Annotated in this window: 19 protein-coding genes and 3 pseudogenes; 8 read left to right on the top strand and 14 right to left on the bottom strand. The window is 63.9% G+C overall.

The window, feature by feature from the left end:
* The first annotated feature begins 35 nt into the window (after positions 1-35).
* On the top strand, positions 36-1,514 hold the full coding sequence (locus V5B44_RS11930; RefSeq protein WP_332359252.1) for a CHAD domain-containing protein: 1,479 nt from the start codon (positions 36-38) through the stop codon (positions 1,512-1,514).
* Positions 1,515-1,708: 194 nt separating this feature from the next.
* Entirely contained in the window at positions 1,709-3,052 is a 1,344-nt protein-coding gene (gene dacB, locus V5B44_RS11925) for a D-alanyl-D-alanine carboxypeptidase/D-alanyl-D-alanine endopeptidase (protein WP_332359251.1), read from the top strand.
* Positions 3,053-3,107: 55 nt separating this feature from the next.
* Here the strand turns inward: dacB and V5B44_RS11920 are convergent, their stop codons facing one another.
* The 8 genes and pseudogenes from V5B44_RS11920 to ald all read right to left on the bottom strand — a co-directional run bounded on the left by V5B44_RS11920 (position 3,108) and on the right by ald (position 13,097).
* On the bottom strand, positions 3,108-7,319 hold the full coding sequence (locus V5B44_RS11920; RefSeq protein ID WP_332359250.1) for an EAL domain-containing protein: 4,212 nt from the start codon (positions 7,317-7,319) through the stop codon (positions 3,108-3,110).
* 106 nt (positions 7,320-7,425) lie between these two features.
* Positions 7,426-8,637, bottom strand: coding sequence for a YihY/virulence factor BrkB family protein (locus V5B44_RS11915; RefSeq protein ID WP_332359249.1), 1,212 nt, complete (start codon positions 8,635-8,637; stop codon positions 7,426-7,428).
* Between the two features lie 93 nt (positions 8,638-8,730).
* Positions 8,731-9,006, bottom strand: a complete 276-nt coding sequence (locus V5B44_RS11910) for a hypothetical protein (RefSeq protein ID WP_332359248.1) — start codon at positions 9,004-9,006, stop codon at positions 8,731-8,733.
* A 60-nt stretch (positions 9,007-9,066) separates the two neighbouring features.
* Positions 9,067-10,530, bottom strand: a pseudogene (ubiD, locus tag V5B44_RS11905) (4-hydroxy-3-polyprenylbenzoate decarboxylase).
* 19 nt (positions 10,531-10,549) lie between these two features.
* Positions 10,550-10,783 carry a hypothetical protein gene (locus tag V5B44_RS11900; RefSeq protein WP_332359247.1) on the bottom strand — a complete coding sequence of 78 codons (234 nt, stop codon included), beginning with the start codon at positions 10,781-10,783 and terminating at the stop codon, positions 10,550-10,552.
* A gap of 51 nt (positions 10,784-10,834) precedes the next feature.
* Entirely contained in the window at positions 10,835-10,975 is a 141-nt protein-coding gene (locus tag V5B44_RS11895) for a hypothetical protein (RefSeq protein ID WP_332359622.1), read from the bottom strand.
* Positions 10,976-10,987: 12 nt separating this feature from the next.
* Positions 10,988-11,809, bottom strand: a pseudogene (gene ubiA / locus V5B44_RS11890) (4-hydroxybenzoate octaprenyltransferase); the annotation flags it as partial.
* 169 nt (positions 11,810-11,978) lie between these two features.
* Complete coding sequence (gene ald / locus V5B44_RS11885) at positions 11,979-13,097, bottom strand: alanine dehydrogenase (RefSeq protein WP_332359601.1); 1,119 nt, start codon at positions 13,095-13,097, stop codon at positions 11,979-11,981.
* 352 nt (positions 13,098-13,449) lie between these two features.
* On the opposite strand from ald, the gene V5B44_RS11880 reads away from it, so the two are divergent.
* Entirely contained in the window at positions 13,450-14,097 is a 648-nt protein-coding gene (locus V5B44_RS11880; protein ID WP_332359246.1) for a sigma-70 family RNA polymerase sigma factor, read from the top strand.
* Positions 14,094-14,303: a zf-HC2 domain-containing protein gene (locus tag V5B44_RS11875; RefSeq protein WP_332359245.1), complete on the top strand. Its 210-nt coding sequence runs from the start codon at positions 14,094-14,096 to the stop codon at positions 14,301-14,303. The genes V5B44_RS11880 and V5B44_RS11875 overlap by 4 nt, the downstream gene beginning before the upstream one ends.
* Before the next feature lie 57 nt (positions 14,304-14,360).
* Here the strand turns inward: V5B44_RS11875 and V5B44_RS11870 are convergent, their stop codons facing one another.
* A complete protein-coding gene (locus V5B44_RS11870) occupies positions 14,361-16,298 on the bottom strand; it encodes a PhoX family protein (RefSeq protein WP_332359244.1) in 1,938 nt (645 codons plus the stop codon).
* 182 nt (positions 16,299-16,480) lie between these two features.
* On the opposite strand from V5B44_RS11870, the gene V5B44_RS11865 reads away from it, so the two are divergent.
* The 4 genes from V5B44_RS11865 to V5B44_RS11850 are packed head-to-tail and all read left to right on the top strand — an operon-like array spanning position 16,481 to position 19,248.
* Positions 16,481-16,624, top strand: a complete 144-nt coding sequence (locus tag V5B44_RS11865; protein WP_332359243.1) for a hypothetical protein — start codon at positions 16,481-16,483, stop codon at positions 16,622-16,624.
* A gap of 14 nt (positions 16,625-16,638) precedes the next feature.
* Positions 16,639-17,409 (top strand): metal ABC transporter ATP-binding protein, encoded by a 771-nt coding sequence (locus V5B44_RS11860; RefSeq protein ID WP_332359242.1) that lies wholly within the window; start codon positions 16,639-16,641, stop codon positions 17,407-17,409.
* Positions 17,406-18,287, top strand: a complete 882-nt coding sequence (locus tag V5B44_RS11855; RefSeq protein WP_332359241.1) for a metal ABC transporter permease — start codon at positions 17,406-17,408, stop codon at positions 18,285-18,287. The genes V5B44_RS11860 and V5B44_RS11855 overlap by 4 nt, the downstream gene beginning before the upstream one ends.
* 19 nt (positions 18,288-18,306) lie before the next feature.
* Positions 18,307-19,248 (top strand): metal ABC transporter substrate-binding protein, encoded by a 942-nt coding sequence (locus V5B44_RS11850; RefSeq protein ID WP_332359240.1) that lies wholly within the window; start codon positions 18,307-18,309, stop codon positions 19,246-19,248.
* 209 nt (positions 19,249-19,457) lie between these two features.
* Here the strand turns inward: V5B44_RS11850 and V5B44_RS11845 are convergent, their stop codons facing one another.
* From V5B44_RS11845 to ltrA, 5 genes and pseudogenes are all read right to left on the bottom strand, one after another.
* The gene (locus V5B44_RS11845) at positions 19,458-20,183 is read right to left on the bottom strand and encodes an SDR family oxidoreductase (protein WP_332359239.1); all 726 of its coding nucleotides are present in this window, start codon (positions 20,181-20,183) and stop codon (positions 19,458-19,460) included.
* A 16-nt stretch (positions 20,184-20,199) separates the two neighbouring features.
* Positions 20,200-20,880 carry a TetR/AcrR family transcriptional regulator gene (locus V5B44_RS11840; protein ID WP_332359238.1) on the bottom strand — a complete coding sequence of 227 codons (681 nt, stop codon included), beginning with the start codon at positions 20,878-20,880 and terminating at the stop codon, positions 20,200-20,202.
* Between the two features lie 419 nt (positions 20,881-21,299).
* On the bottom strand, positions 21,300-23,129 hold the full coding sequence (locus V5B44_RS11835) for a DUF3413 domain-containing protein (RefSeq protein ID WP_332359237.1): 1,830 nt from the start codon (positions 23,127-23,129) through the stop codon (positions 21,300-21,302).
* A 202-nt stretch (positions 23,130-23,331) separates the two neighbouring features.
* Positions 23,332-23,628, bottom strand: a pseudogene (locus V5B44_RS11830) (ISNCY family transposase); the annotation flags it as partial.
* A 76-nt stretch (positions 23,629-23,704) separates the two neighbouring features.
* Positions 23,705-24,955 (bottom strand): group II intron reverse transcriptase/maturase, encoded by a 1,251-nt coding sequence (gene ltrA / locus V5B44_RS11825; RefSeq protein ID WP_332358461.1) that lies wholly within the window; start codon positions 24,953-24,955, stop codon positions 23,705-23,707.
* Positions 24,956-25,036 lie beyond the last annotated feature (81 nt).

Genomic DNA, 25,036 nt, shown 5'->3' with positions numbered 1-25,036 from the left:
GCGGCACCTATACCAACCAAGAGGAGACACCAAGAATGGCACTGGAAACCGAGATCAAGCTGAGCCTGCCGGCGAATGCCGCGCGCCGGGTGCCCGCACACCGGCTGCTGGCCGACAGCAAGCCGATCCGACAGAAGCTGATCAATACCTACTATGACACGCCTGACCAAGCCCTGCAGCGCAAGCGCCTGGCCGTGCGCTACCGCCAGAAAGGCGAGGTATGGCTGCTGACGGTCAAGAGTGACGCCCCGTCCCCCGGCGGGCTGGCACAGCGCAGCGAATGGGAGGCTCCGGGTCAGCCCGGCGAGTTTGATTTTTCCCACGTCGATAACCCGAAGGTTCGCCGCTTTCTCGAAGCGGCGACTCCCGACCTCGTACCGGTGTTCACCACCGACTTCACGCGCAGCTTCTGGCTGCTGACACCACAGGAAGGGACGCGCATCGAGCTAGCGCTGGACCGCGGCAAGATCGTTGCCGGCGAGCGTCAGGAGACCATCTGCGAAGTCGAACTTGAACTCCTCGAAGGAGACGTCGCCGACCTGTTCAGCGCGGCAATCGCCCTGCAGGCCGATCTGCCGTTGCATCCCGAAGGCGCCAGCAAGGCTGAACGGGGCTACCGACTGGCCCACCCGGCAGCGCTGGCGCCGGTGAAGGCTGGCAACGTGCCGCTGGCACCGGGGATGACCAGCATCGGGGTGTTCCGCAGCACGGCCTTCTCGTGTCTGTCGCAACTGCAGGGCAACGAGCGCGGCGTGCGCGAGACCGATGCGCCCGAATACATTCACCAGGCGCGCGTCGCTATTCGCCGCTTGCGCTCGGCTATCCGTCTCTGGCGGCCGCTGCTGCCGGAAGAATACGTCAGCAACTTCGACCCGCGCTGGCGCACGCTGGCCAATCAGCTCGGCGACACTCGCAACTGGGACGTTTTCATCACCGAGATGCTGCCACCGATCCGACAGGCGTTTCCTGATCACGCCGACGTTGAGCGGCTGGACAGCCAGGCCAAGAGTCACCTCGCCGTTTGCCGCAAGGCGGCACAGGCGGCGATGACCGCAACCAGCTACTCGCAGTTGTTGCTCGAATTCACCGCGGCTACCGTCGCCCTGGTGGAAAGCAGGAAGCCACCGATCGCCACTTTTGCCCCCCGTTCGCTGGACAAGCGCGCCAAGCGTGTCGCCGCCCTGGCTATCGAAACCAAGGATTCCAATCCGGAAGCCCGGCATGCGTTGCGCATCGCGATGAAGCGATTGCGCTATGCACTCGAGTTCTTCGCCCCACTGTTTCCTGCCCGACGCCTGCAGCAGTATCACCAGAGTGCGGCGGGATTGCTCGACCTTCTCGGCCGGATGAACGACACCGCTGTCGCCGAACCGCTGATCGTGCTGGCCGTTCCGGGCCACCACAGCGATCTCGTGCGCGGCTGGCTGGCCGGGCGCAACGACCTGATGCTCGGTCAACTCGATACGCTGCTGGGCGATTTTCTCAGCCACCAACCGCCCTGGGAACATGGCTGAACGGCGCCTGGCGCAGATCGATGGGCATCGCAGGCCTTGGCCGCCAGGGCGCAAGCCGCGATTGGACGACCGCAACGTCGCCTGACGCGAGCCCCGCCCGCCCGACGGGCTCTTCTCGGGGTCCTGCGCGAGTTGTCAGCCTCAGCAGCATCGCCCCCCGGCTGCTGATCTTGCTCTGTCTGGGCGGCGTGCCAATGACCCACGCGGCAGAGCTGCCGCCCGCCGTCAGCCAGGCGCTCCAGGAGGCAGGAATCCCGTCGCGCTCGGTCGCCCTCTTCGTGCAGTCGGTTGATGGCGGACCGGCACTACTCAGCCACAATGCCCGCCAGGCCATGAACCCGGCCTCGGTCATGAAACTGCTGACCACTTACGCTGGCCTTGAACTGCTCGGCCCGGCGCATACCTGGCGCAGTGAAGCGCTGGCCGAGGCCAGCCCGGCCGGCGGTCGGCTCGACGGCAACCTTTACCTGCGCGGCAGTGGCGATCCCAAGCTGGGCCTCGAACAGTTCTGGTTGCTGCTGCGCCAGCTTCGTGCCCGTGGACTGAGCGAAATCGGCGGCGACCTGGTTCTTGACCGGAGCGCTTTCGCGCTGCCGCCGCACGACCCGGGCGAGTTCGACAACGAGGCCCTGCGGCCGTACAACGCCGGCCCCGATGCGCTCCTGCTGAACTTCAAGAGCATCCGCCTGGTGCTGCAAGCCGACCCGACAGGTAAGGAGGTCAGGGTGATCGCCGAAACCCCGAGCGAGGGTCTGCAGATCAGCAACCGCCTGAGCCTGGGACGCGAGGCCTGCGGCGACTGGCACGAGCAGGTCAGGCCGGCGGTCAGCGGCCTGACCATCGAACTCAGCGGCAGTTTTCCGGCCGCCTGTGGCGAGAAGGCGCTGCAGCTATCGCCCTGGCCAGCCGACGTCCAGGTCGAAGGCCTCTTCCGCGCCCTGTGGCGGGAACTCGGTGGCAGCTTCGGTGGCCGCGTGCGTGCAGGTCGCGCGCCTGCCAGCGCGCGCACGCTGGCAGTGCACGCGTCCCCTGCGCTCGGCGAGATCGTTCGTGACATCAACAAGTACAGCAATAACGTCATGGCGCGCCAATTGTTCCTGTCCCTTGACAGCGAGCGTCCTGCGACGACCGATGGCGCGCGCCGCCAGATTGCCGGCTGGCTGCAGGCGAAGGGTCTGAAACTGCCTGAACTGGTACTGGACAACGGCTCCGGCCTGTCGCGCAGCGAGCGCATCTCGGCCGAAGGCCTTGGCCAGTTGCTGCGTGCCGCCTGGCAAAGCCCGGTGATGCCCGAACTGATCGCTTCGCTGCCGATTGCCGGCGTGGACGGTACTCTGCAAAAACGTTTCAACACCGGGGCAGCAACCGGTCGGGCACACCTGAAGAGTGGCTATCTCGATGGCGTACGGGCGATTGCCGGCTACCTGCTGGATCAAAGCGGCAAGCGCTGGATCGTCGTCTGCATGATCAATGACCCGAAGGCGAGACTCGGCAAGCCGGCGATCGATGCCCTGCTTCTCTGGCTGGCGAAGCGCTGACCGACGGACGCGACAAGCCTGGTGCCGATGGCCGAGCCGCCGACGGACCGACACTTCAGACAAGGGAACGATCACGGACGAAGGCCTCGAAGCGGTCAGCCGTCAGTGGCTCGCTGAACAGGTAGCCCTGCGCTTCGTCACAACCCTTGCGGTTCAGGAAAGCCAGCTGGGCCTCGCTTTCCACGCCCTCGGCAATCGTCTGCAGGCCCAGGTTGTGCGCCAGACTGATGATCGCCGCAACGATCGCCTCATCATCCGGATCGCTGGCGAGGTCGGCGACAAAGGAGCGATCGATCTTGAGCTTGTGCACCCGGAAACGTTTGAGGTAGCTCATCGACGAATAGTCGGTACCGAAGTCGTCGATCGAAATCCGCACGCCCCGCTCGCGCAGCTTGTCCATCGTCTCGATCGCCGCGAGCGGGCTGTCCATCGCCACGCTCTCGGTCAACTCCAGCTCGAGAAACTCGGCCGGCAGATCTTCCTCATCCAGAATCGCCGATACCAACTGCGTCAGATTGGCCTGCCGGAACTGGACCGCCGAGAGATTGACAGCGACAGTCAGCAGAGGCAGGCCGGCTTGCTGCCAGATTCGCATCCGGCGCACCGCCATGCGTAGCACCCATTCGCCAATCGGCAGGATCAAGCCGGACTCCTCGGCAATCGGGATGAATTCGGCGGGCGAAACCATCCCCAGCTCGGGATGCTGCCAGCGCAGAAGTGCCTCGGCGCCCACCAGACGACGGCCTTCGATGGCAAACTGTGGCTGATAACGCAAGTGGAGCTCGCCGTGTTCAAGCGCCCGACGCAGGTCGTTCTCCAGCTGCAGCGTACGCGCCGACCGCTCCTGCATCTCTGCGGTGAAAAAGCAGTAGGCATTGCGACCGCGCTGTTTGGCGCGATACATCGCCGTATCCGCGGACATCGACAGGGCCTCGAAACTCTCGCCGTCGGCCGGGTAGATGGCAATCCCCACCGATGCCGTGCAGCTCAGCTCATGCTGTTCGATGCGATAGGGCGGCGCGGTGACCTCGAGCAGCTTGGCCGCCACGTGCGCGGCGCCGGCGGCGTCGGTGCTCGGCAAGACGAGGATGAATTCGTCGCCGCCGAGACGCGAAACCGTGTCTTCCTCGCGCACCGTGCCTTTCAGGCGCTGTGCCACCTGAATCAGCAGTTCATCGCCAATCCGGTGGCCCAGCGAATCATTGACGTTCTTGAAGCGATCAAGGTCAAGAAACATCAGCGCCAGCGACTCGCGACCACGGTGGGCACGGCTCAGGTCATGCCTGACCCGTTCGTCGAGCAGACTGCGATTCGGCAGACCGGTCAGCGGATCGAAGTGCGCCAGACGCTGGATGCTGGCCTCGGCCTCCTTGTGCTGGGTGATGTCGATGAAGGTTCCGATGTAGTTCGTGGTCCGTCCCTCCCGCTCGACGCGGCTGATCGACAGCCACTCGGGATAGACGCTGCCGTCCTTGCGGCGGTTCCAGATCTCGCCCTGCCAGTGCCCCAGCGCTTCGATCGCGCGCCACATGCTCTGGTAGAAGCTGCCATCGTGCCGCCCTGAAGCCAGCAGGCGCGGGTTGCAACCCAGCGCTTCAGCCTCGCTGTAACCTGTGATCCGGGTGAAAGCGTGATTGACCATGACGATGTTGCAAGCCGCATCGGTAATCGCGATCCCCTCGCCGCCTTGCTCGAAGACTTTGGCGGCCAGGTCGAGCTGCGCCGCCGCCTGCTTTTGCTCGCTGATATCGACGATCGTTCCGAGATAGCCGGTGAGCTGGCCTTGCGCACCGTGCATCACGGTCACCGATAGCCAGACGGCAAGGCGCCGTCCATCCTGGCGGATGAAGGTCGTTTCCCACCCGTCGACGCTGTTGCTGCTGCGCGCCCTGGCGACCAGTGCGTCGAAACCCGGCTCAACCCTATAGCCGAGTGCATCACTGAGTACCAACGCCCTCGCCGCGACCTCGTTGGCATCGTGAAAGACGATCGGCGTCACCTTGCCGACCACTTCCTCGGCAAGGTAGCCGAGGATCGCTTCAGCACCCGGATTGAACACCGTGATCAGCCCCAGCGGGTCGGTCGCGACGATGCCGCAGGCCGCACTGGCAAGCACCGATCCTTTCAATGCCTCGCTTTCCCGTAGCGCCTGCTCCACCAGCCGGCGTTCGACCAGCAGGGCGGTGTTTTCGAGCGCCACCGCGGCACTGGCGGCGAGGCCCTGCAGCAGGCGGGCGTCGGTTTCATCGAAGCCATCCGGCTTGTTGTGGATTTCAAAACAACCGAGCAGCTCGCCATGGCGGTTGATGATTGGCATGTCGAGGAGGTTGTGAAAGCCGATCGCCTGCTGAATCTCGGGGACAACATACGGATCGTGCACGGCATCATTGCTGAGATGGAACTTCCGCGTCTGCAGCACCCGTCCGGGCACACCGTAGCCCGGCGGGAAACGGTAATCGATCGGCAGCAAACGGCCGCCCAGGTTGTACTCGCTGAACACCATCTGCTGTTCGCAGACGCGGGCCGCCGCGCCGGCGGTGGCGCCGGTAATCTGCAGCGCAGCGGCCACCAACTGGCGCAGGATCACCGGTATGTCCAACTCACTGTTGATGTCCTGGCTAGCGGTGGACATCATCTCCAGTTGCTCGCTGCGGCGCAGCAGCGCCGCCTCGGCCTGCTTGCGCTCGCTGATGTTCATCGCGGTGCCCACCGCCAGTACGGCTCGCCCAGTGGCATCTCGCTGGGCAACTCGCCCGCGCGTCTGCAACCAGATGCATTGCCCGGACCTGTTGACGATCTGATGCTCGAAGCCGAACACCGGATCACCCGGTTGCATGGCTTCCTGGAATCGCTCGATCAGCGCTATCCGGTGATCCGGGTGCACCAGTTCCATCAGCGCACCCGAACTCGCCGGATCCTCGCCGTGATCAAGGCCGAGCAGTTGCAGCATGGTCGCATCGTAGAGGATGCGGTCCTTGATCAGATCCAGCTCCCAGAAGACGAGCTGGGTCGCTTCGGTGGCCATGCGCAAACGCGCCTCGGCGCGCTTGCGCTCGGTGATGTCGCGCGAGAGGGCGATAAAGCGTGGGACTTCACCACTGCGTGCCGGCTTGCGGGCCACCGACAACTCGAACCACGAACTACCCCTGGCGAGTTGCAGCTCAAACTGGTGGCCAAGCGAGTGGCCTGTTTCGTGTGCTTCGCGCAAGGCCGACAAACAGGTGGCGGCTGCCTCCGGTGGCAGGGTATCAGCGATCAGGCGGCCGATCAGCCGATCCGGAGGAGCGACGAGCAGGTCGGTCCGTGGCGAATGGCAGTCGTGGTAGCGACCATCCAGCCCCACCTCGAACATCAGATCAGGAATGGCCTCCAGTGTTGTTTCAAGCTGCGCTGTCCGCTGTCGGACGACGCGCCGCAAGGTCATCACCCAGAGCAGCAGCAGACCACCGATCAGTGAACCAACCACAAGAGCGTAGCCCAGATACAGTGCAATGGGGGACAAGACCAGCGGCGTTCCCATCCATTTCTGACGCAAGTCCCGCTCTTCCTCGGCAGAAATGCCGGCAAAACCACGCTGCAGCAGCGCCAGAGTGGCCGCATCGCCTTTCTGCACCGCCCGGTGAAACTGCCCCGTGTACAACGTGAAGGCCTTGTTGAAAAGGGAATCCGCCTTGTTGAGGTAGAGCAGGTAGTTGGCTGGCGGCTCGTCGAGGCAGAATACCCGGACCTTGCCCTCAACCGCGCCACTCACCAGCGCCTGATAACTTGCGAACGGTAGCACGGTGCTGATACCGGCGCCGGCGAGCTTTTCCACGCAGGCATCGCCGGCCTTGACGCCAACCAGGAAGCCTCGCAGGGTCTCGAGATCAACGATCCCGCCGATGTCCTTGTGAGTGTAGATCGAAACCGGGATCGGTTCATAAGGCGACGAGAAATCGAGCGTACGCTCGCGCTCCGAAGTCCGGAAAAGCGTGTCGATCACCACCGCCCGCCCGTCGCTCATGCGCTGCTGCGCCGTCGCCCAGTCGCTGCCGAGCAGATCGACCCGTACACCGGTCGCCTTTTCCCAGAGCTTCCAGGTATCGACCAGATAGCCGGTGAGCGCGCCGTCGGCCGCACGAAACACGTAAGGCGGATAATTGTCGTCGATCACCACCGTCACTACCGCTGCCGCCGTTGGCGCGGCGGCATCACCGCCAGCGGCGATGCCGGCCAGCAGCGTGGCGAGGACAAGAAAGAGGCGGCGGCAACTGCGAGCGAAGCTCATGAGTGTGACTCAACGACTCGGCCAATGAGACATCATAGCCGACAACCCATTCGGAATACAGTGAGCGCCGCCGGAAAACCTGATCCTGGTCGGCCGGCCAGGCTGCTTACCGACACAGGTCTATAACGGTCATCGTCTCCAGTGCCGTACCCAGCGAGGAATCGATCTGTTGCAGGACCTGCTCGACGCGCTCTGGAACCGGCAGGCTGGCTGGATTGAGGAAGCCGTTCTCACCGGCAGAGCGGACGATGTCCAGCAATTGCTTTACGGAGATCGCGCCGAGGTCGCGCGCCGGCAGGTAGCCCTGCGCACCGTCCTGAGTCTGCACCAGCAAGCCGCCGTGCTGCAAGGCTCCGAGCATCGCCTCGACGGCGTGTCTCGGCACATGCAGGGCCTGGCATAGCTGTGGCATGGTCCATGGCGGGCGTCCGCTCAGGTAGTGCGCTCCGATCGAGCTCATGATCGCCAGGGCAAGCCGCTCCCGCATCCGGTTGCTGAGGCGTGGCTCACCCCCTGTCGCGACCACGGACTCGGGGTGCTGCCAGTAAAAGGAAACACTTGCGCCAAACAGCAGGATCAACCAGCTGAGGTACAGCCAGAACATGAACAGGATGACGACGGCAAAACCGGAGTAGATCGCCGAGTACCTGCTCGATGACGCAACGAAGACCGCAAACCCCCATCCTGAAAGCTGCCATAGCAGGCCGCCGACGAAGCCGCCACCGAGCGCCGGGCCGAGGTCCACGCGGGTGTTGGGAACCGCCATGTAGATCAGGGTGAAAGTGCCGATGGCCACAATATAGGGCACCAGCCTACCGATCACTCCGACCATCCAGCCGATCGGTTCGAGCGCAAGGACCTCGCGCACGACCTCCATGTTCAAGGTGGCAGCGGTGATCCCGACCGCCGCGAAGATCAGGATCGGGCCCACCAGAAGCGCGCTCAGGTAGAGGCTGAAGCGTTCGGTGATGCTGCGTGGTTCGGAGATATGCCAGATAAAGTTGAACGACTCTTCTATCTTCTGGACCAGCGAGACCACCGTGTAGAGCAACAGCGCAAGTCCGGCGGAACCGAGCACGCCGACATTGGTATGGTCGACGAACTCGATGATCCGCGGGCTGATTTCATCGGCGCTGGCCCCGAGCGGGGCCAGCAGTCGCTCCAGCATCGGCTCGATCTGATTGTGCACCCCGAAGGCCTTTAGGACCGAGAAGCTCAGCGCGAGCAGAGGAACGAAGGATAGCAGGGTGGTGTAGACCAGGCTCATCGCCCATAGGGTGAGCTGCTCAGGAAACACCGATCGGTCGTTGTCCGGCAAGGGCCAGCCAGCCGCGGATGACCCGATAGGCGACCCACAGACCAAGGATGACGATCAGCACCCAGGCGATCGGAATACCGATCAGGGTGATGATCAGCAGGCCGTAGACCAGCAGCCAGAGCAGCGTGAACCAGAAGGTCCGGATCTGCCAGCGATAGTGGCTGTCGAGCCAGGTCCCGCGACCTCGCCGCGCTTGAGGTAGTTGAGAACGACGGCAATCAGCGATGGCACGCCAAAAACAAAGGCTCCGGCGAACGTCGCGGCACCGGTCACCCCGACCACGACGGCCAGGGCATGCAGGCCGTAGATGACATGGCACCAGGCGCGGGCGCCCTCGAGGTTGCTGTGGGGAATCAGCTCATTGCTCATTTTCAGCCTCCAGGATGGTGAGCTTCGCCATTGTCCATCGCCATGCCACTCGCCCGGCGCTCACAGTCCGAGCTCGGACCACAGGGCATCGACCCGCTGCTTCACCGCCGCGTCCATGACGATCGGCGTTCCCCACTCGCGACTGGTCTCGCCGGGCCACTTGTTGGTCGCGTCGAGACCCATCTTGCTGCCCAGGCCGGCGACCGGGCTGGCAAAGTCGAGATAGTCGATCGGCGTGTTCTCGGCGATCAGCGTGTCGCGCGCCGCATCGACGCGGGTGGTCATCGCCCAGATCACTTCCTTCCAGTCGCGGATATCGACATCGTCGTCGACGACGATGATGAACTTGGTATACATGAACTGGCGCAGGAAACTCCAGATGCCGAACATCACGCGCTTGGCGTGCCCCGGGTACTGCTTCCGGATGCTGACCGTCGCCAGGCGATACGAGCAGCCTTCCGGCGGCAGATAGAAATCGACGATCTCGGGAAACTGCTTCTGCAGCAGCGGCACGAAGACTTCGTTGAGCGCCACGCCGAGCATCGCCGGTTCGTCCGGCGGCTTGCCGGTGTAGGTGCTGTGGTAGATCGGCTGCCGGCGCATCGTGATGCGCTCGATGGTGAACACCGGGAACGCGCCTGCTCGTTGTAGTAGCCGGTGTGGTCGCCATACGGTCCTTCGAGCGCGCTCTCGGCGGGATCGATGAAGCCTTCGAGAACGATCTCGGCCGAAGCCGGCACCTGCAGATCGGAGCCCAGGCATTTCACCACTTCGGTCTTGCCGCCGCGCAGCAGACCGGCAAACTGGTATTCGGAGAGACTGTCCGGCACCGGCGTCACGGCCGCGAGAATCGTCGCCGGATCGGCGCCGAGCGCCACCGCCACCGGAAAAGGCTGGCCCGGCCGCTGCAGGCAGTGATCGCGAAAATCGAGCGCGCCGCCGCGATGCGCCAGCCAGCGCATGATCACCTTGTTCGCGCCGAGCACCTGCTGGCGATAGATGCCGAGGTTCTGGCGCGTCTTGTGCGGCCCGCGCGTCACCGTCAGCCCCCAGGTGATCAGCGGCGCCGCGTCGCCCGGCCAGCAGAGCTGGATCGGCAGCGCGACAGATCGACCTCGCTTGCCTTCCCAGACGACTTCCTGGCACGGCGCCGAAGAGCGCAGGCGCGGCGCCATGTTGAGCACCTGCCGGAGTACCGGCAGCTTGTCCCAGGCGTCCTTGAGTCCCTTTCGGCGGCTCCGGCTCCTTGAGGTAGGCGAGCAGCTTGCCGACCTCGCGCAGCGCCAGCACCGAATCCTGCCCCATGCCCAGCGCCACCCGCCGCGGCGTGCCGAAGAGATTGGCCAGCACCGGCATCGCATGCCCTTGGGGTTCTCGAAGAGCAGCGCCGGCCCGCCGGCGCGCAGCACGCGATCACAGATCTCGGTCATTTCCAGGCACGTGGATCGACCTCGACGCGATGCGCCTGAGTTCGCCGAGGGTTTCCAGTTGCGCGATGAAGTCGCGCAGGTCGTGATATTTCATCCGGAGTCCTTCCAACCGTCTACCGGATGCGATAAGCGTAGTGGCAGCCGACGCAGGCCGTGGTCAGCGACGGCAGCGCGGCGATCGTCTTCTCGCGGTCACCGCTGGCGGCGATACGGGCAAACTCGCTCGCCGCCTTGTGCCCGTCGATGCCGATGCGTGCATCGCCGGCGGCATGTGCGGCCCGGGACGGGCGTCGAAAGGCTGGCCGCGATGCTTGCCCATGGCCGAGAGCCCAGTTCCTTTTCGGCAAGCTTCGCCGGCCTCCTTGAGTTTGCCGCCGCCACCAGGCTGAGAATCTCGTTCAGGCCAGCAGGTTGGCGCGCATTTCGGCACGCAGATTGGCTTCCGCCGCCGCCGGCATCGGAGCCAGCTGGCGCACGTCGTCGGCCGCCTGCGCGGTGCCCGCCAGCAGCGCCAGCGAACAGAACAGGTAAGTCTTCATCCGGAAATTCCTCCTGAAAAGAAAATCGAGGGCGATGCCGGCAAAGACGCTGGCGCCAAGCCAGTTGTTGTGCCGGAAAGCCTGGAAGCAGCGCTGGGATCGCGTTCGCGGATCAGCGTGTAATGGTAGCCGGCAATGCCGCAGCGACCACCAGGCCGCCGTAGAAAAAGGCGCCGGGCCGAGATCCGTAACCGACCATGCCCATCAGCGCCAGCGCCAGCGCGTAGCACAGCATCACCGCCGCCACGTCGGCGCGGCCGAAGGTGATCGCCGAGGTGCGGATGCCGATCTTGAGGTCGTCGGCCCGGTCGACCATCGCGTACTCGGTATCGTAGGCGATCGCCCAGAAGACGTTGGCCAGCAGCAGCCACCAGGCTTCCGCCGGCACCCTGCCGAGCTGTGCGGCATAGGCCATGGGGATGCCGAAACCGAAAGCGACGCCCGAGATAGGCCTGCGGCACGGCCAGGAAACGCTTGGTGAAGGGATAGCTGGCGGCAAGAAAGAGCGCCGCAACACAGGCCGGCGAAGCAACCAGCTGCGCAGCGGCAGCACCAGAGAACCGCACAAACCACGAGCGCGCGAAAAGCAGCAGCGCTTCCCTGACCGATACCCTGCCGGCAGCCAGCGGACGGTCGCTGGTGCGCGCCACGTGCGGGTCGAAATTGCGGTCGGCCAGATCGTTGATCACGCAGCCGGCCGAACGCATCAGCACCGTCCCGAGCACGAAGATCCACGACCACCAGCCAGTCCGGCCGGCCCAGCGCCGACAGCCACAACGCCCACAGCGTCGGCCAGAGCAGCAGCAGGATGCCGATCGGCTTGTCGAGGCGCATCAGCCGTTCGTAAAGGTCGAGCCGCTCGCGCAGTCGCCGCTCATCTCCATGACCGTCATTCTACCGCGTCCCCTGCGCTCAGTGCCCTGCCATCGCCCGCTGGCGGGTCAATGCCGTGGTGCTACGGAAAGCCCGGGCCCTGTTGGCGAAAGGTAACGGCGGCTGAACGTCAGCCAGCGATCACCGACAGCGCATCGCGGTAGTCGTAGTTCAGGTCTTCGGCGACCTCGCGACAGGTCACCTTGCCAAAGGCAACGTTGAGCCCGTTGCGCAGATGCGGGTCGTCCTTCAACGCCTGCCGCCAACCCTTGTCGGCAATCTGCAGCGCAAAGGGCAAGGTCGCATTGTTCAGCGCGTAGGTCGAGGTGCGCGGCACACCGCCCGGCATGTTGGCAACGCAGTAATGGACGACGTTGCCGACCATGTAGGTCGGTTCGGCATGGGTTGTCGCCCTGGCCGTTTCGCAACAGCCGCCCTGGTCGATGGCGACGTCGACGATCACCGAGCCGGGCTTCATCGCATCGACCATCTGCCGGCTGACCAGCTTGGGTGCGGCAGCGCCCGGAATCAGTACGCCACCGATCACCAGATCAGCGCGTAGCACGTGATGTTCGACGTTGTCCCGGTTGGAGAAGACGGTCATCACGCGCGCGCCGAGCAGGCGATCCATGCGCCGCAGGACATCGAGGTTGCGGTCGATGACCACCACCTGGGCACCGCTGCCGACGGCAATCTGCGCCGCGTTCGTACCGACCACGCCGCCGCCAAGGATGACGATCTTCGCCGACGGGACACCGGCGACGCCACCGAGCAGGACACCCATGCCGCCATGCGCCTTCTCGAGGCAATAGGCGCCGGCCTGGACCGACAGGCGGCCCGCGACTTCCGACATGGGCGCCAGCAAGGGCAGACCGCCGCCCGGCTGGGTGACCGTTTCATAGGCGATGCAGACCGCGCCACTCTTGACCAGATCGGCACACTGCGCCGGATCGGGGGCGAGGTGCAGGTAGGTGTAGAGAATCTGCCCCTCACGCAGCATCGCGCGCTCGCCGGCCTGAGGTTCCTTGACCTTGATGATCATCTCGGCCGTGGCGAAGATCTCGGCAGCGGTCGTGGCAATCACCGCACCGGCCTTCTGGTAGACCTCGTCGGTCGCGCCAATGCCTTTGCCGGCACCGGTCTCGACGGTCACCTGATGGCCATGGACAACCATTTCCCGCACCGATGACGGGGTCAGGCCAACACGGTATTCGTGGTTCTTGATTTCCCTGGGTACGCCGATGTGCATCGCTGTCTCCTTGCCAGTGGTTGAGGGGCTGCTCATGTTATTTCATTTCGCCAGGATTGGCTGCGTTTTCGAGCCGGTCGCAAGCAGCGCAGCGTGTGGTCGAATCGGGCCGAGGATCATCGCCGCCAGTACCTCCTCCGACGGAAAACCCGCCCCGGCAAGGCGATGCCGGACCCGCTCCTGCGTATAATCCGCCAAGCGGTCGGCTGCGGCAAACCTGCCGGGCGACCGGACGGCGGCCGGTAGCGCAGTGAACTCCGCTCGCTGTCACAGAAGCGGCCCCACAACCATCGTTCCCGAGAGGCCCCGCCGTGAACAACTCCTGCCAGTCTGCCGCTGTCGGCACCACCCGATGACCCCGACCGCTGGCGGCACCAGTCACACCCCATTGCCAACGGGCAAGGACCGAGCGCTCCCGGCGGCTGCGCAGACCATCGCCGGCGAGCTGTCCGGCTTCCGGCGCGAGATGCTGCGCTTTGCGGTGCTGCAGTTGCGCGATCAGGCCAGTGCCGAGGATGCCGTCCAGGAAGCAATGCTCGCCGCACTGCAGGGAGCCGACCGCTTTGGCGAGCGCGCCAAGCTCAAGACCTGGGTGTTCTCGATCCTCAGGAACAAGATCGTTGACATCATCCGGCGGCGGGTTCGCGAACCGAGTTATCAGGAACCCGAAGAAGAGATCGACGACGCCGATTTCGACCCGCTGTTCAGGAGCAACGGCCACTGGCAACGCGAGGCCCGCCCTTCGGACTGGGGAAATCCCGAAAAGAGCTTTGAGAATCGAAGCTTCTGGGTGATCTTCGATGCCTGCCTGAACCGCCTGCCGGCAGGCACCGCACGCGTCTTCATGATGCGCGAGATGCTCGGTCTGGAGACCGACGAAATCTGCGAGGAACTGGCAATGAGCAGCAACAATTGCTGGGTGGTTCTGCACCGCGCGCGCATGGGCCTGCGCCTGTGTCTGGATCAGAAATGGTTTGCCGGCGGAGGACAGGCGAAATGATGAGCTGCAAGGAAGCCGTCCGGTTGATGTCGGAAGGGATGGACCGCGAGCTCCCCGGTGGCGAACGTTTCGCGCTGCGTTTGCACACCCTGCTCTGTGTCGGCTGTCACAATTATCGGCAGCAGCTGATTTTCCTGCGCCAGGCGTGCCAGCAGCAGGTGGCTGCCGACGATGCGACGCCGCCACTGGCGCCACCGCCCGCCTGAGAGGCAGCGGCCGCTTGCCGCCAGGCTTTCGGAAAACCTGGCCGCAGCGCGTTCGCGTCAGGCGCCGACGACGCCACCATCCTGACGTCTGATGACGACCGTTGCCGACCGCGGCCGGCCACCCGTCAGCTCGGCGAACTGGCTTGCCGGCCAGCCCGAACCGGCCGGCGCCTCCGCCGCATTGGCGCGGCCGCCGGAGACTTCGCCCGGATGCTGGACGTTGATGAACAGATTGCGCCCGTCGGGCGTGGCCGTCAGCCCGGCTATCTCGCAGCCTTTCGGGCCGGTGAGGAAACGCCGGATCTCGCCGCTGACCACGTCGGCCACCAGCATCTGGTTGTTGCCGAATCGCTCATGATCACCACGACCGAGGACGCTGCCGGACGCATCGGTCTGAATCCACAGGCGGCCATCACGATCGAACCACAGTCCGTCCGGACTGCTGAAGGCATCGCCCCGGATATTGCCCCGCTTCGCCGGGTCGGCATGCTGCGGGTCGCCGCAAAGAACGAAAACATCCCAGGCGAAAGCGTCGGCGGCTGCGTCACCGCTCGCCTTGCCGCCATCGCCCCCCTCGCGCCAGCGGATGATGTGGCCGAACGCATTTTCGGCGCGCGGGTTGGCGGCGTCGGCAGCCAGCCGCTGGCGATTGTTGGTCAGGGTGCAGTAAACCTCGCCGCTCTGCGGATGGACGGCAATCCACTCGGGGCGATCCATCTTCGTCGCGCCAACGAAGTCAGCGGCCTGGCGGGTGCGGATCAGGATATCTGCCTGATCGACGAAACCATTGGCCTCGGTCAGGCCGTTCTGCCCGTGCTCCAGGGCCAACCACTGACCGCGACCATCGGCAGCGAAACGGGCCACGTGCAGCCTTCCGGCTTCGAGCAAGCCGGCTCGGCTGGCCGGGTTTCCCGAGTCGTAGCGGTCGCGCGACACATACTTGTAGATGTATTCGAAGGGCTCATCGTCGCCCATGTATACCACCACCCGGCCATCGCCGGCCAACGTGACCATCGCACCTTCGTGCTTGAAACGGCCGAGCGCGGTGTGCTTGACCGGTACCGCAGCAGGATTCCAGGGGTCGATCTCGACCACCCAGCCGAAGCGGTTGACCTCGTTCGGCTCGCTCGCGACGTCGAAGCGCCGGTCATGCTCGTGCCAGCGGTAGCCCGCAACCTGCTCGCGGATGCCGTAACGCTTCTGTGCCGCCGTCGGCGTCGGCAGCCCCTTGAAGTAGCCGTTGAAATTCTCCTCGCAGGTCAGATAGCTGCCCCAGGGCGTCACCCCCATCGCGCAGTTGGCCAGGGTGCCGAGAACGACCTGGCCAGCCGGGTCATCGCCGGTGCACAGCGGGCCGGCGCCGGCGGCCGGGCCGTCGATCCGCATCGGCGTGCGTGCCGTGATCCGGCGGGCGTAGGAAGAAGGCCGGACGACCTGCCAGCGCCAATCCCGGCCGCTGCCCCTGAGCTCGATCTCGATCAGCGAAACCCCGTGCGCGTTCTGCGACTTGAGCGTCTTGGCGGCATTCCAGTCGGTCATGCCCTCCGGATGCAACAGGGCTTCGTCGGTATATTCGTGGTTGACGCACAGCAGGCCATGCGTGGAGGAGGCCTGGCCTTTGCTGATGAAGGGAAAGAAATGCATCCCGTCGTGATGCATGCCCGCCTGCTCGGCCTGCTCCGCAGCGCTGTTGCCGGCATCGCCACGAAAAGCCGGACCAGCCGAAATCGGGTCACCCCAAGCGTACAGTACTTGCAGCGTGTACCCCTCGGGGACACGTACGGCATCTTCGCTGGAAGCGGCCACCGGGCGAAAACCGATGCCGGGTCGGGCCACCGGCGCAGCCAGGGCCGGCCAGCCGAGGAAGGGGAGCGCCGCGCTGCCGATGCCGAACTGCAGCAGCCGGCGACGCGCCTTGCCATGCGCGGTGAGCACGGCAAGAAGCTGCTCGAAGCACGGGTTGTCGCTGTCGTTGGTGACCGGTTCGTCGTTCATTGCCTGCGGCATCCTGGAAATGGCAGAAGGGATCATTATCGCCCAGGCCGTCGTGGTGGAGTGGCCATCCGCATGCTGGATGCAACCGTCGCGCAACAGTGTTGCATTTGGCCTCGGAACGAGGCAAGATTCGCCCTCCACCGCAAACCGCCACGATTCACTTTTCTCGTCCCAGCCTGCCGATGTCTTCCCCTACCCGTCCGGCCGAATCGGCCAACCTCGCGAAAGCCAATCCGGTGCTCTGCGCGAGTGCGGCGTCTCGCGTGATCTGGGCCGCCGGCGCGCTGGTCGCCTTGTGGACGACCGTGCTCTGGGCACTCGATTGAGCATCGTGCGGTCGATGCGCCCGCTTGCCGCAGGGCCGATTCTTCGCTTCGAGAATCTGACCCTGGGTTACAACCGGCACCCGGCGGTGCACCACCTGCGCGGCGAAGTGGCCGCCGGCAGCCTGCTGGCCATCGTCGGCCCGAACGGCGCCGGCAAATCAACCCTGCTCAAGGCCATCGCCGGCGAACTCCGGCCGCTGCAGGGCCGGATCGAGCTGATCGGCGTCCAGCGACGGCAGATCGCCTACCTCACCCAGCAGGCGACGCTCGACAACAGCTTCCCGATCGTGGTTCATGACTTTGTCGCCATGGGCCTGTGGCGCGAGATCGGCGCCTTTGGCGGCCTCGACCGCAGCCGACGCCGGCGCATCGCCGAGGCGATCGACGGGGTCGGCCTGAGCGGCCTGGAAGCACGTCCGATTGGCGCCCTCTCCGGTGGCCAGTTGCAGCGCGCCCTCTTTGCCCGGGTCATGCTGCAGGATGCGCCACTGGTGCTGCTCGACGAGCCCTACGGTGCGATCGATGCCGCCAGCGTCCGGGATCTGGCGGCAGTGGTACGCCACTGGCACGATGAAGGGCGGACGGTGATCGTCGTCCTGCACGATCTCTCGCATGTACGCCAGGAATACCCCGAGACCCTGTTGCTCGCCCGTGAGCTGGTGGCACGCGGCGACACCGCCAGCGTCCTCAGCGAGGCCAACCTGCTGCGCGCCCGCCACCTCGCCGAGGGACGCGGCGACGAGACCCAGGCCGCGATATGTCATGCCGACCAGGATGTCGCATGAACGAAACATTTTCCGCCGTCCCCCTGCTTTCGCCCTTCATCGAGTTCGGCTTCATGCGCCGGGCGCTCGCGGGTTGCCTGGCGCTGTCGCTGGGAGCAACACCGGTCGGCGTCTTCCTGATGCTCCGCCGCATGAGCCTGGCCGGCGATGCGATGTCGCACGCGATCCTGCCCGGCGCCGCCATTGGCTACCTGATCGCCGGCCTGTCGCTGCCCGCGATGACCCTCGGCGGCCTGGTCGCCGGGCTGGCGGTAGCCGTACTGGCCGGCGGCGTGGCGCGCAACACGGTGATCAAGGAAGACACCAGCCTGGCCACCTTTTACCTGCTCTCGCTCTCCGCGGGCGTCCTGATCATCTCGCTGCGCGGCAGCAGCGTCGACCTGCTGCACGTGCTCTTCGGCAGCGTGCTGGCGCTCGACGACTCGGCGCTGTTCCTGCTCGCCGGCTTTGCCTCGTTGTCGATCGTGGCGCTCGCGCTCGGCCTGCGCCTGTTCGTGCTCGAAGGCTGCGACCCGGCCTTCCTGGCGCGCATCAGCCGCCTTGGGCCGGTCGCCCACTATGGCTTCATGGTCCTGTTGGTGCTCAACCTGGTTGCCGGCTTCCACGCCCTCGGCACGCTGATGGCGGTCGGCATCATGATTCTCCCGGCAGCCGCGGCACGCCTGTGGGTGTGCAACATCGGCCCCTTGCTGGTAATCGCCGTCGGTGTGGCCTTTGCCGGATCGCTGGCGGGCCTGCTGCTTTCCTATTACATCAACCTGCCGGCCGGACCGGCTATCGTCCTGACGCTCGGCGCCATCTACCTGCTTTCGCTGGCCATCGGTCCCCTCGGGCCGCTCGCCAGCCGCTGGCGGTCGGGTTGGCATTTCGAGCGCTGAACCCGAGAGGAGAAATCTGATGCACCAGCGTGTCGTGAGCAACCTGCCCCGCCTGGCTTTGATCCTGCTGCTGACCCTGGTCAGCGTGGGCCTTCCCGTCCGGGTGGCGGCTGGCGATGCGCTGCCGGTGGTCGCCAGCTTCAGCATTCTCGGTGATCTGACGCAGCAGATCGGCGGCGACCGCGTCCAGGTGCACACCCTGGTTGGCCCGGGGGCGGACGCGCACGTCTACCAACCGACCCCCGCCGACGCCAAAGTCCTTTCGCGGGCACGCCTGGTAGTCGTCAACGGTCTCGGCTTCGAGGGCTGGATCGACCGCCTGATCAAGTCATCCGGCTATCGCGGCAAGCGGGTCGTCGCCAGCCAGGGCGTCAACGCCATCCGGCAGCCACAGGCCCATTCCGGCAAGCACGAGGCGCACGACCACGCCGGCGGCCTCGACCCGCATGCCTGGCAGGATCTGGCCAACGCCCGCCGCTACGTGGCCAACATTACCGCAGCACTCGTTGACGCGGACCCGGCCGGGAAGACGGTCTATCAAGCCAACGCCGCCCGACTGGACAAGGAGATCGCTGCGCTCGACGGCGAAATCCGCAGCACCTTCAGCGCGCTGCCGGCCGACCGGCGCAAGGTCGTGACCTCGCACGACGCCTTCGCCTATTTTGGCCGCGCCTACGGCATCCGTTTCATTGCCCCGGTCGGGATAAGCACCGATGCCGAACCCTCCGCTGGCGATGTCGGCGCCATCATCCGGCAGATCCGCAGCGAGAAGATCAAGGCCATGTTCGTCGAGAACATCGCCGACCCGCGGCTGCTCGAACGTATCAGTCGCGAATCCGGCGCGCGCGTCGGCGGCACGCTGTATTCTGATTCACTGTCCGCAGCCGGCACCCCGGCCGACAGTTATCTCGGCATGATGCGGCAGAATGCGAAGACGCTGGCCGCGGCACTGGCCGACTGACAGTCGGGGAACTTTTTCCTTGGCGACGACAGCTAATGCCCGCATTTCTGCGCCAGGGGGAATCCACCGTGCCTGTCTGACTTCACGGGATACACCGCAAGCAGGGTGTTCTGCTGGCATGATTCTGAACAGACAGACGAACAGTTGGTCAGAAAATTCGTGGTACATCCCCGTTGACGCCCATTGCCTGCGGCGCGGCTCTTTGCGACCTATGGCCATCCGCCAGTGAAATTGACCACCTGACCGGTGGTGAATAGGGAACGCCCAGATGCCAGGAATTCGATCAATTCGCCGATTTCCTGCGGCTCGCCGAGACGCCCCATGGGCACTTTGCCGGCGATTTCCCGGCATCCGGCCGGGTCATCGATGAATCGCGCACGAGGGTAATAGGCTTCGCTGTACAGGTAGTTCGGTGCCACGACATTCACCTGTATGGCGAAAGGCGCCACCTCTTTCGCCAGCGCCAACGCGAAGGCCGTTGTCCCGGCCCGCAGCGAGGTGGCGACGGAAAACCCGGGTTCGGGTTGCAGGTAACGCGCGGATGTGATGAAGACGAAGGTGCCGCGACGCGCCAGTTTCATCGGCGGCAACAGCAGTTGCGTCAGACGATACGGAAAGATCAGCAGGGCCTCCACGCTCTCTCGCAGCGTTTGGAGCGAGACCTCTTCTATCGGCAACGGCGTATTGGGGAAGACATCATTGGAAATCACGGCACCGATCGCCAGCCCGCGCTCTTTCAACTCTTCGGCAATGGCATCGGGTGTTTGCCCGCACAGCGCCACGGCGCCGGCATGCGCGATTTCAAAATCTCGGGCGACGCCCGGGTCAACAAAGCCGGTGTCGTGACAAACCAGCCGGTGTTGCTCCCGGAGCAGTACTGGAACCGCGCCGGGGCCGACATATTGTCGTGCATGGGTCAGCAGCAGTGCGTCCATCGTCAAGATCGGAAAATCAGCGATGCTCGTCCGTTCGCGCTGCGTCGCTTCGGTTTCCTGGATGATCCGGCACCTCCACGCTTGTTGGCGATTCATTCTCCGGTCTGGCGATACGCTCGACTGCCTGCCGGCAAACGGTGAGGATTTGTTCGGAAAAAACCGGGTTGTCCACCGCGCGGGCCAGCGAAATGGCCCCGACACACAAAGCCATCAAGGCTATCGCGTCGTTCAGGCGTGCCGGATCGATCGGGCTGCCTTCGTCGGGAGGAATGCAGACGGCGCGCAACGACTTCCCCAACTCTTCCTCATAGACCTTTTTGAAACCAGGACTGCTTCTCGCCGCATCCGATGCCAGCGCGGCTAGCGCACAACTGTCGGCCAGATCGTCGCGATGCGCTATCGTCAGATAGCGTTTGCCCAGCCGAACCACCCGACTCGGCCAGGACTCTTGACGGGCCTGCCCCGTCCAGCGCGGACGGTTGTCCACCAAGGCGAAGCGAAACGCCGCCGCGGCCAGGTCCTCCTTATTGTTGAAATGCCCGTAAAACGCGCCATGCGTCAGCCCCGCTTCCTGCATCACGGGGGCGATGGCGGCACCGGACAGTCCTTCAACACGCAGGCGGGAGGCACCCGCCGTCAAAATGCGCCGCAGTGAAGCTTCCTTGAGATCGGATCGACTGGCCATGGATTCCCGCATGATGTTTATCATGCAAAAGCCTCTCACATGATGCGCATCATGTCAAACTGATTTCAGGAAAGCCGTATGGAAGCCCATGAGTGACCGGTATCGGGTGCAGGTCTGTACTTCCAGCAACCAGGCAGACGAGAAGCTGCTGCGACCGAGCGGCAACGACGGAATCACGCGGGGAGCGGTCTTTCAGACTGTTCACCTGCTGGCGGCCATTGAGCAGCTCCAGCCATTGAACTTCATCAAATTCGAATGGCCGGCACCGCTTCCCTGGCGGACATGCACTTTGCAGGAAGACGACCCTCCCTCATCTGGGGAGCCAACATCACCGCCATGCCGGATACCCACCCGTGCGCCTTCCCCCACTCCGGACAATGCTCGACGCGCCCAAAGCTCCCGGCCGTGCCTGGCACCGAGAGCGTAAGGCTTCAATACTTCGCTTTGCTGAAACGCGCCAGATTCGTCATGATTTCGGCCCGCTCCTGGCCGATGGCCTGTTTTGCCGCCGCTATATCGGCCACGGCGTTGTCGTCACCGTCGGTCACTTCGTTGCGCAGTGAGCCGGTGGCGTTAAAGGGGATGGTGATCTTGTAGCGCTCGCCAAGGTAGGCGATCCGGTTCCAGTCGGCCGCCACGGCGTACGGACGGTGGAACTTGGGATCAAGCAGGTTGCCGCCCAGCGAATAGTCTTCCGGCGGGTTCATGACGCCAAGCAGCGGCAGCAGCGTGGCAGGAATGTCGAGGTGGCTGCTGATGCCCGTCATCACGCGCGGCGCCTGGCCGGGTACGTAGATGACGCCCGGCGTGCTCGTCTGGTAGCGATTGAACTCGGCACTATGACCCCAGCGACTGCGCTCCATGAACTCCTCGCCATGGTCGCCAAGAACGATCACAACCGTCTGGTCGAGCAGGCCGGTCTTGCGCAGGTGTTCGAGGACGCGGGCGATCTGGCTGTCGACATGGTGCGCCGCGTTGATGTAGCGGTTCTTGATCTGGCCAATCTCCTTGGCAAAGTCGGCCGTCAGGTAATTCAGGTCATCAAGGTAGGGACGGGCAATGACCGCATCGTCCGGGAAGTAGTAATTGGCGTGCGTGGACTCGAAAAACATGTAGGCCATGAAGGGCCGGCGCGTGTCCCGCTGGTCGACGAAACTGAGCAGGTCGTCGATGTTGAGCTGATCGCGTCGCCAGGCTACCTCGCCAGCGGCCCGCTCATGGAGATCCTCGGGCTTGATGTTCACAAAAACTGTCTTGTCGAAGGCCGGATAAGTGAAGCGCTGGCTGGTGTAGAGACCGAACTGGTAGTTCTGTTGCTGCATCACGTCCATCAGCACCGGCGCGCGCCGGGCCGACAGCATCGGGAACCAGTAGTTGCCGTACAAGCCGTAGAACATCGAGAAAACGCCCATCTGGGTCATGTTTCCGCCGCTGTAGTGACGTTCCATGCGTAGGGACTGCTCGGAAAACTGCCACAGGGCCGGCATGATTTTCGGGTCCAGCATATCGAAGCGGAGCGACTCGGCAACCAGCCAGACGACGTTCAGCGGCTTGGCTGGAGGCTCGATCTTGAGTGGTTGCAGCGGATAGCTCAGATCGATTTTCCTGGCCCTTATCTCATCGCCCTGGCTGGCAACGTCGATACCCAGGCTGGCCGACAGTTTGCGGAAAGTCATCGGCAGATACAGTGGATAGCGTTCGGCGGCAAAGAGGATGGGCGGGTAATTGGCCGCATGGCTGAAGCCATAGGCGACGCGCTCACCGAGGGTCAGGCAAAGCAGGATGGCAACCAGCCAGCGCCAGCGAATGGCCGGTGCGGCGCCCTCCTTGCGGATGACCCAAAGATAGAGCGCCGCCTGGACGACGAAAAAGGCCAGGATGATGGCCGCCGCCGTCAACTCGGTACTGCGACTGGCACCCAGGGAGTCGATGCCGCCCGGCGTCTTGACCAGATCGAGGACAAAACCGTTGATATGAAAGCCATACATCGCGTAGATGGTGCGGTCCGCGAAGAGCAGGACATGGGTCAGACTGGTCGTCACAATCGCCAGCATGGCCAGCAAGAACCCGGCTCCCTGTCCGGGAAGGCGCGACAGCACGGTGCGGCCAAGGGCAATCAGCACGACGGCTGGCAAGAGGTAGATAACAGCGTAGCTGATCGTGGTGGCAACGGTCCACAGGGCCGTATTCAGGTCTGCGAACTGCTCGCCGGTAGCAAAGGCTGCGACGTGCAGGACGAGCAGCAGCCCGGACCAGAGCAAGTATCTGTTCTGTTGCCGGATCGACGGCAGAGTCGCTGAAAACAGGGATGGTAGTGTCAAGCAGAGAACCCTCAGACCTTAAACTCTGCAGATTGTACCCCCCAAAATTAAATGTCGCTTAAGCGTGCCCAAGAACCAGCAGTTCTCATTTCAAATTCCATGGTAGTGGGTGTTGAGGGTAAGGACTGTTGGATGGGGTAAGTCAGCCGGTGTCTGGGGCGTTGGGAGCGAGGCGCTGCTGCATGAAGCGCATGAGGTGATCCCAGTCATCGAACGGCAGGTACTGTAGCAAGGCGCGCAGGTGTTCGAAGAAGGTGCGTCGGGAGGGCAGCAGGCCGCGCACCTTGGCGTAACGGGTGTCCATCCAGTCCAGGGCGGTATGGACCAAGAAGGCCAACAAGATCAGTGTAGCGAACAGGTTGGCCAAAAACTGCTTGCCGTGTCCGAAGTTGTGGTCGAAATGGTAGCCCTTGGTCTTGAGGGTGTTGTTGTTCTCGTGGCAAGTCGGCCGGAGGAGTTGCACCCCCGGCCTCTCACAGAACGGTGCGTGAACCTCTCGATTCACACCGCTCCCATCAAGCAAACGCACCGACCATTCCTTTCTGCCAATGCACGAAGAGATACGGCTGCGTCTCGGAAAGCTGTTCGAGAAACCTGCTCGCCCGTATCTTGTGGCCCTTCAGCCGTCTGTACTTCCTCATCGCCCAAGCCACCAACGTCTTGTTGAAGTGCCTGAAGACGGGGTACATTGCCGACCGATAGAATCTTCCGTAATACGCGAGCCAGCCCCTCAGGACTGGATTGTGCAGTCGGGAAATGTCGGCTAGGCTCAGCTCCGTCCGATTTCGGTAGCTCAGTTTGCGTGTCGTTGCCCGCATCGCCGTAATCGCTTTGTTGCTGACCGCCGGGGTGAAGCTCACAAACAGGCTGTTGCGCTTGCTGTTCTTCACCACCCTTGGCCGGAAGGTATATCCGAGGAAATCAAACTGCGTGACCGGATACCTCCCCTTGCGACTACCGTCTTTGCAGTACACGATCTTGGTCTTGTCCGGATGCATCTGCAGGGCGCATTGCGCAAACCTTGCATCGAGCGCCGCCATCAGGGCCTGCGCCTCCTGCTCGGTCCGACAATGGACCAACCCATCATCCGCATACCGGCACCAGGGGTTGTCCGGATAGTGTTTCGTCATCCAGACGTCAAACGTGTAGTGAAGGAACAGGTTGGCCAACACCGGACTGACGACGCCGCCTTGCGGTGTCCCCCGGGTACGTTCTACCCGGGTTCCGTCCGCCTGTTGCAGCGGCGCAGTTAGCCAGCGCCTGATATACAGCATGGCCCATTCACACTCCACGTGCTTCTCGAGCGCCTTCTCCAGCAATGCATGGTCGATGTTGTCAAACAGGCCTTTGATATCAAACTCTAGAACCCAAGAATACTTCCAGCATCGTTCCCGCGTTACCCCCACGGCATCCAGCGCCGACCTTCCGGGCCGATAACCGTAGGAATCCGGTAGAAACTTGGCTTCAATCCCGGGCTCTATCACCCGCTTGACAACCGTCTGCGCCACACGATCTGCCACCGTTGGAACACCCAATATGCGCTCCCCGCCATTCTTCTTGGGAATGGCAACCGCTTTGACCGGCGGCGGAAAGTAGCTTCCCGACGACATCCGGTTCCAGATCTTGTACAGGTTACCCTTCAGATCCTTCTCGAAGTCGCCGATCGATTCCTTATCCACCCCTGCCGATCCCGCATTGGCTTTGACCGCTTGATACGCTTCGTACACCAGCCATTTGTCAATGGCAAATGGTTTTGTTGCACTCATCCGTTTCCTCCTGTTGCCAGTTGAACGCCAAGTGCAACCGCTTGATCCGACCCCTTTGCTCCAGCCGCATTACCAGCCTTC

The organism is Candidatus Accumulibacter necessarius (assembly GCF_036625085.1).
Note: the sequence above shows the minus strand (reverse complement) of the source record. Positions and strands in the feature narration are given on the sequence as shown.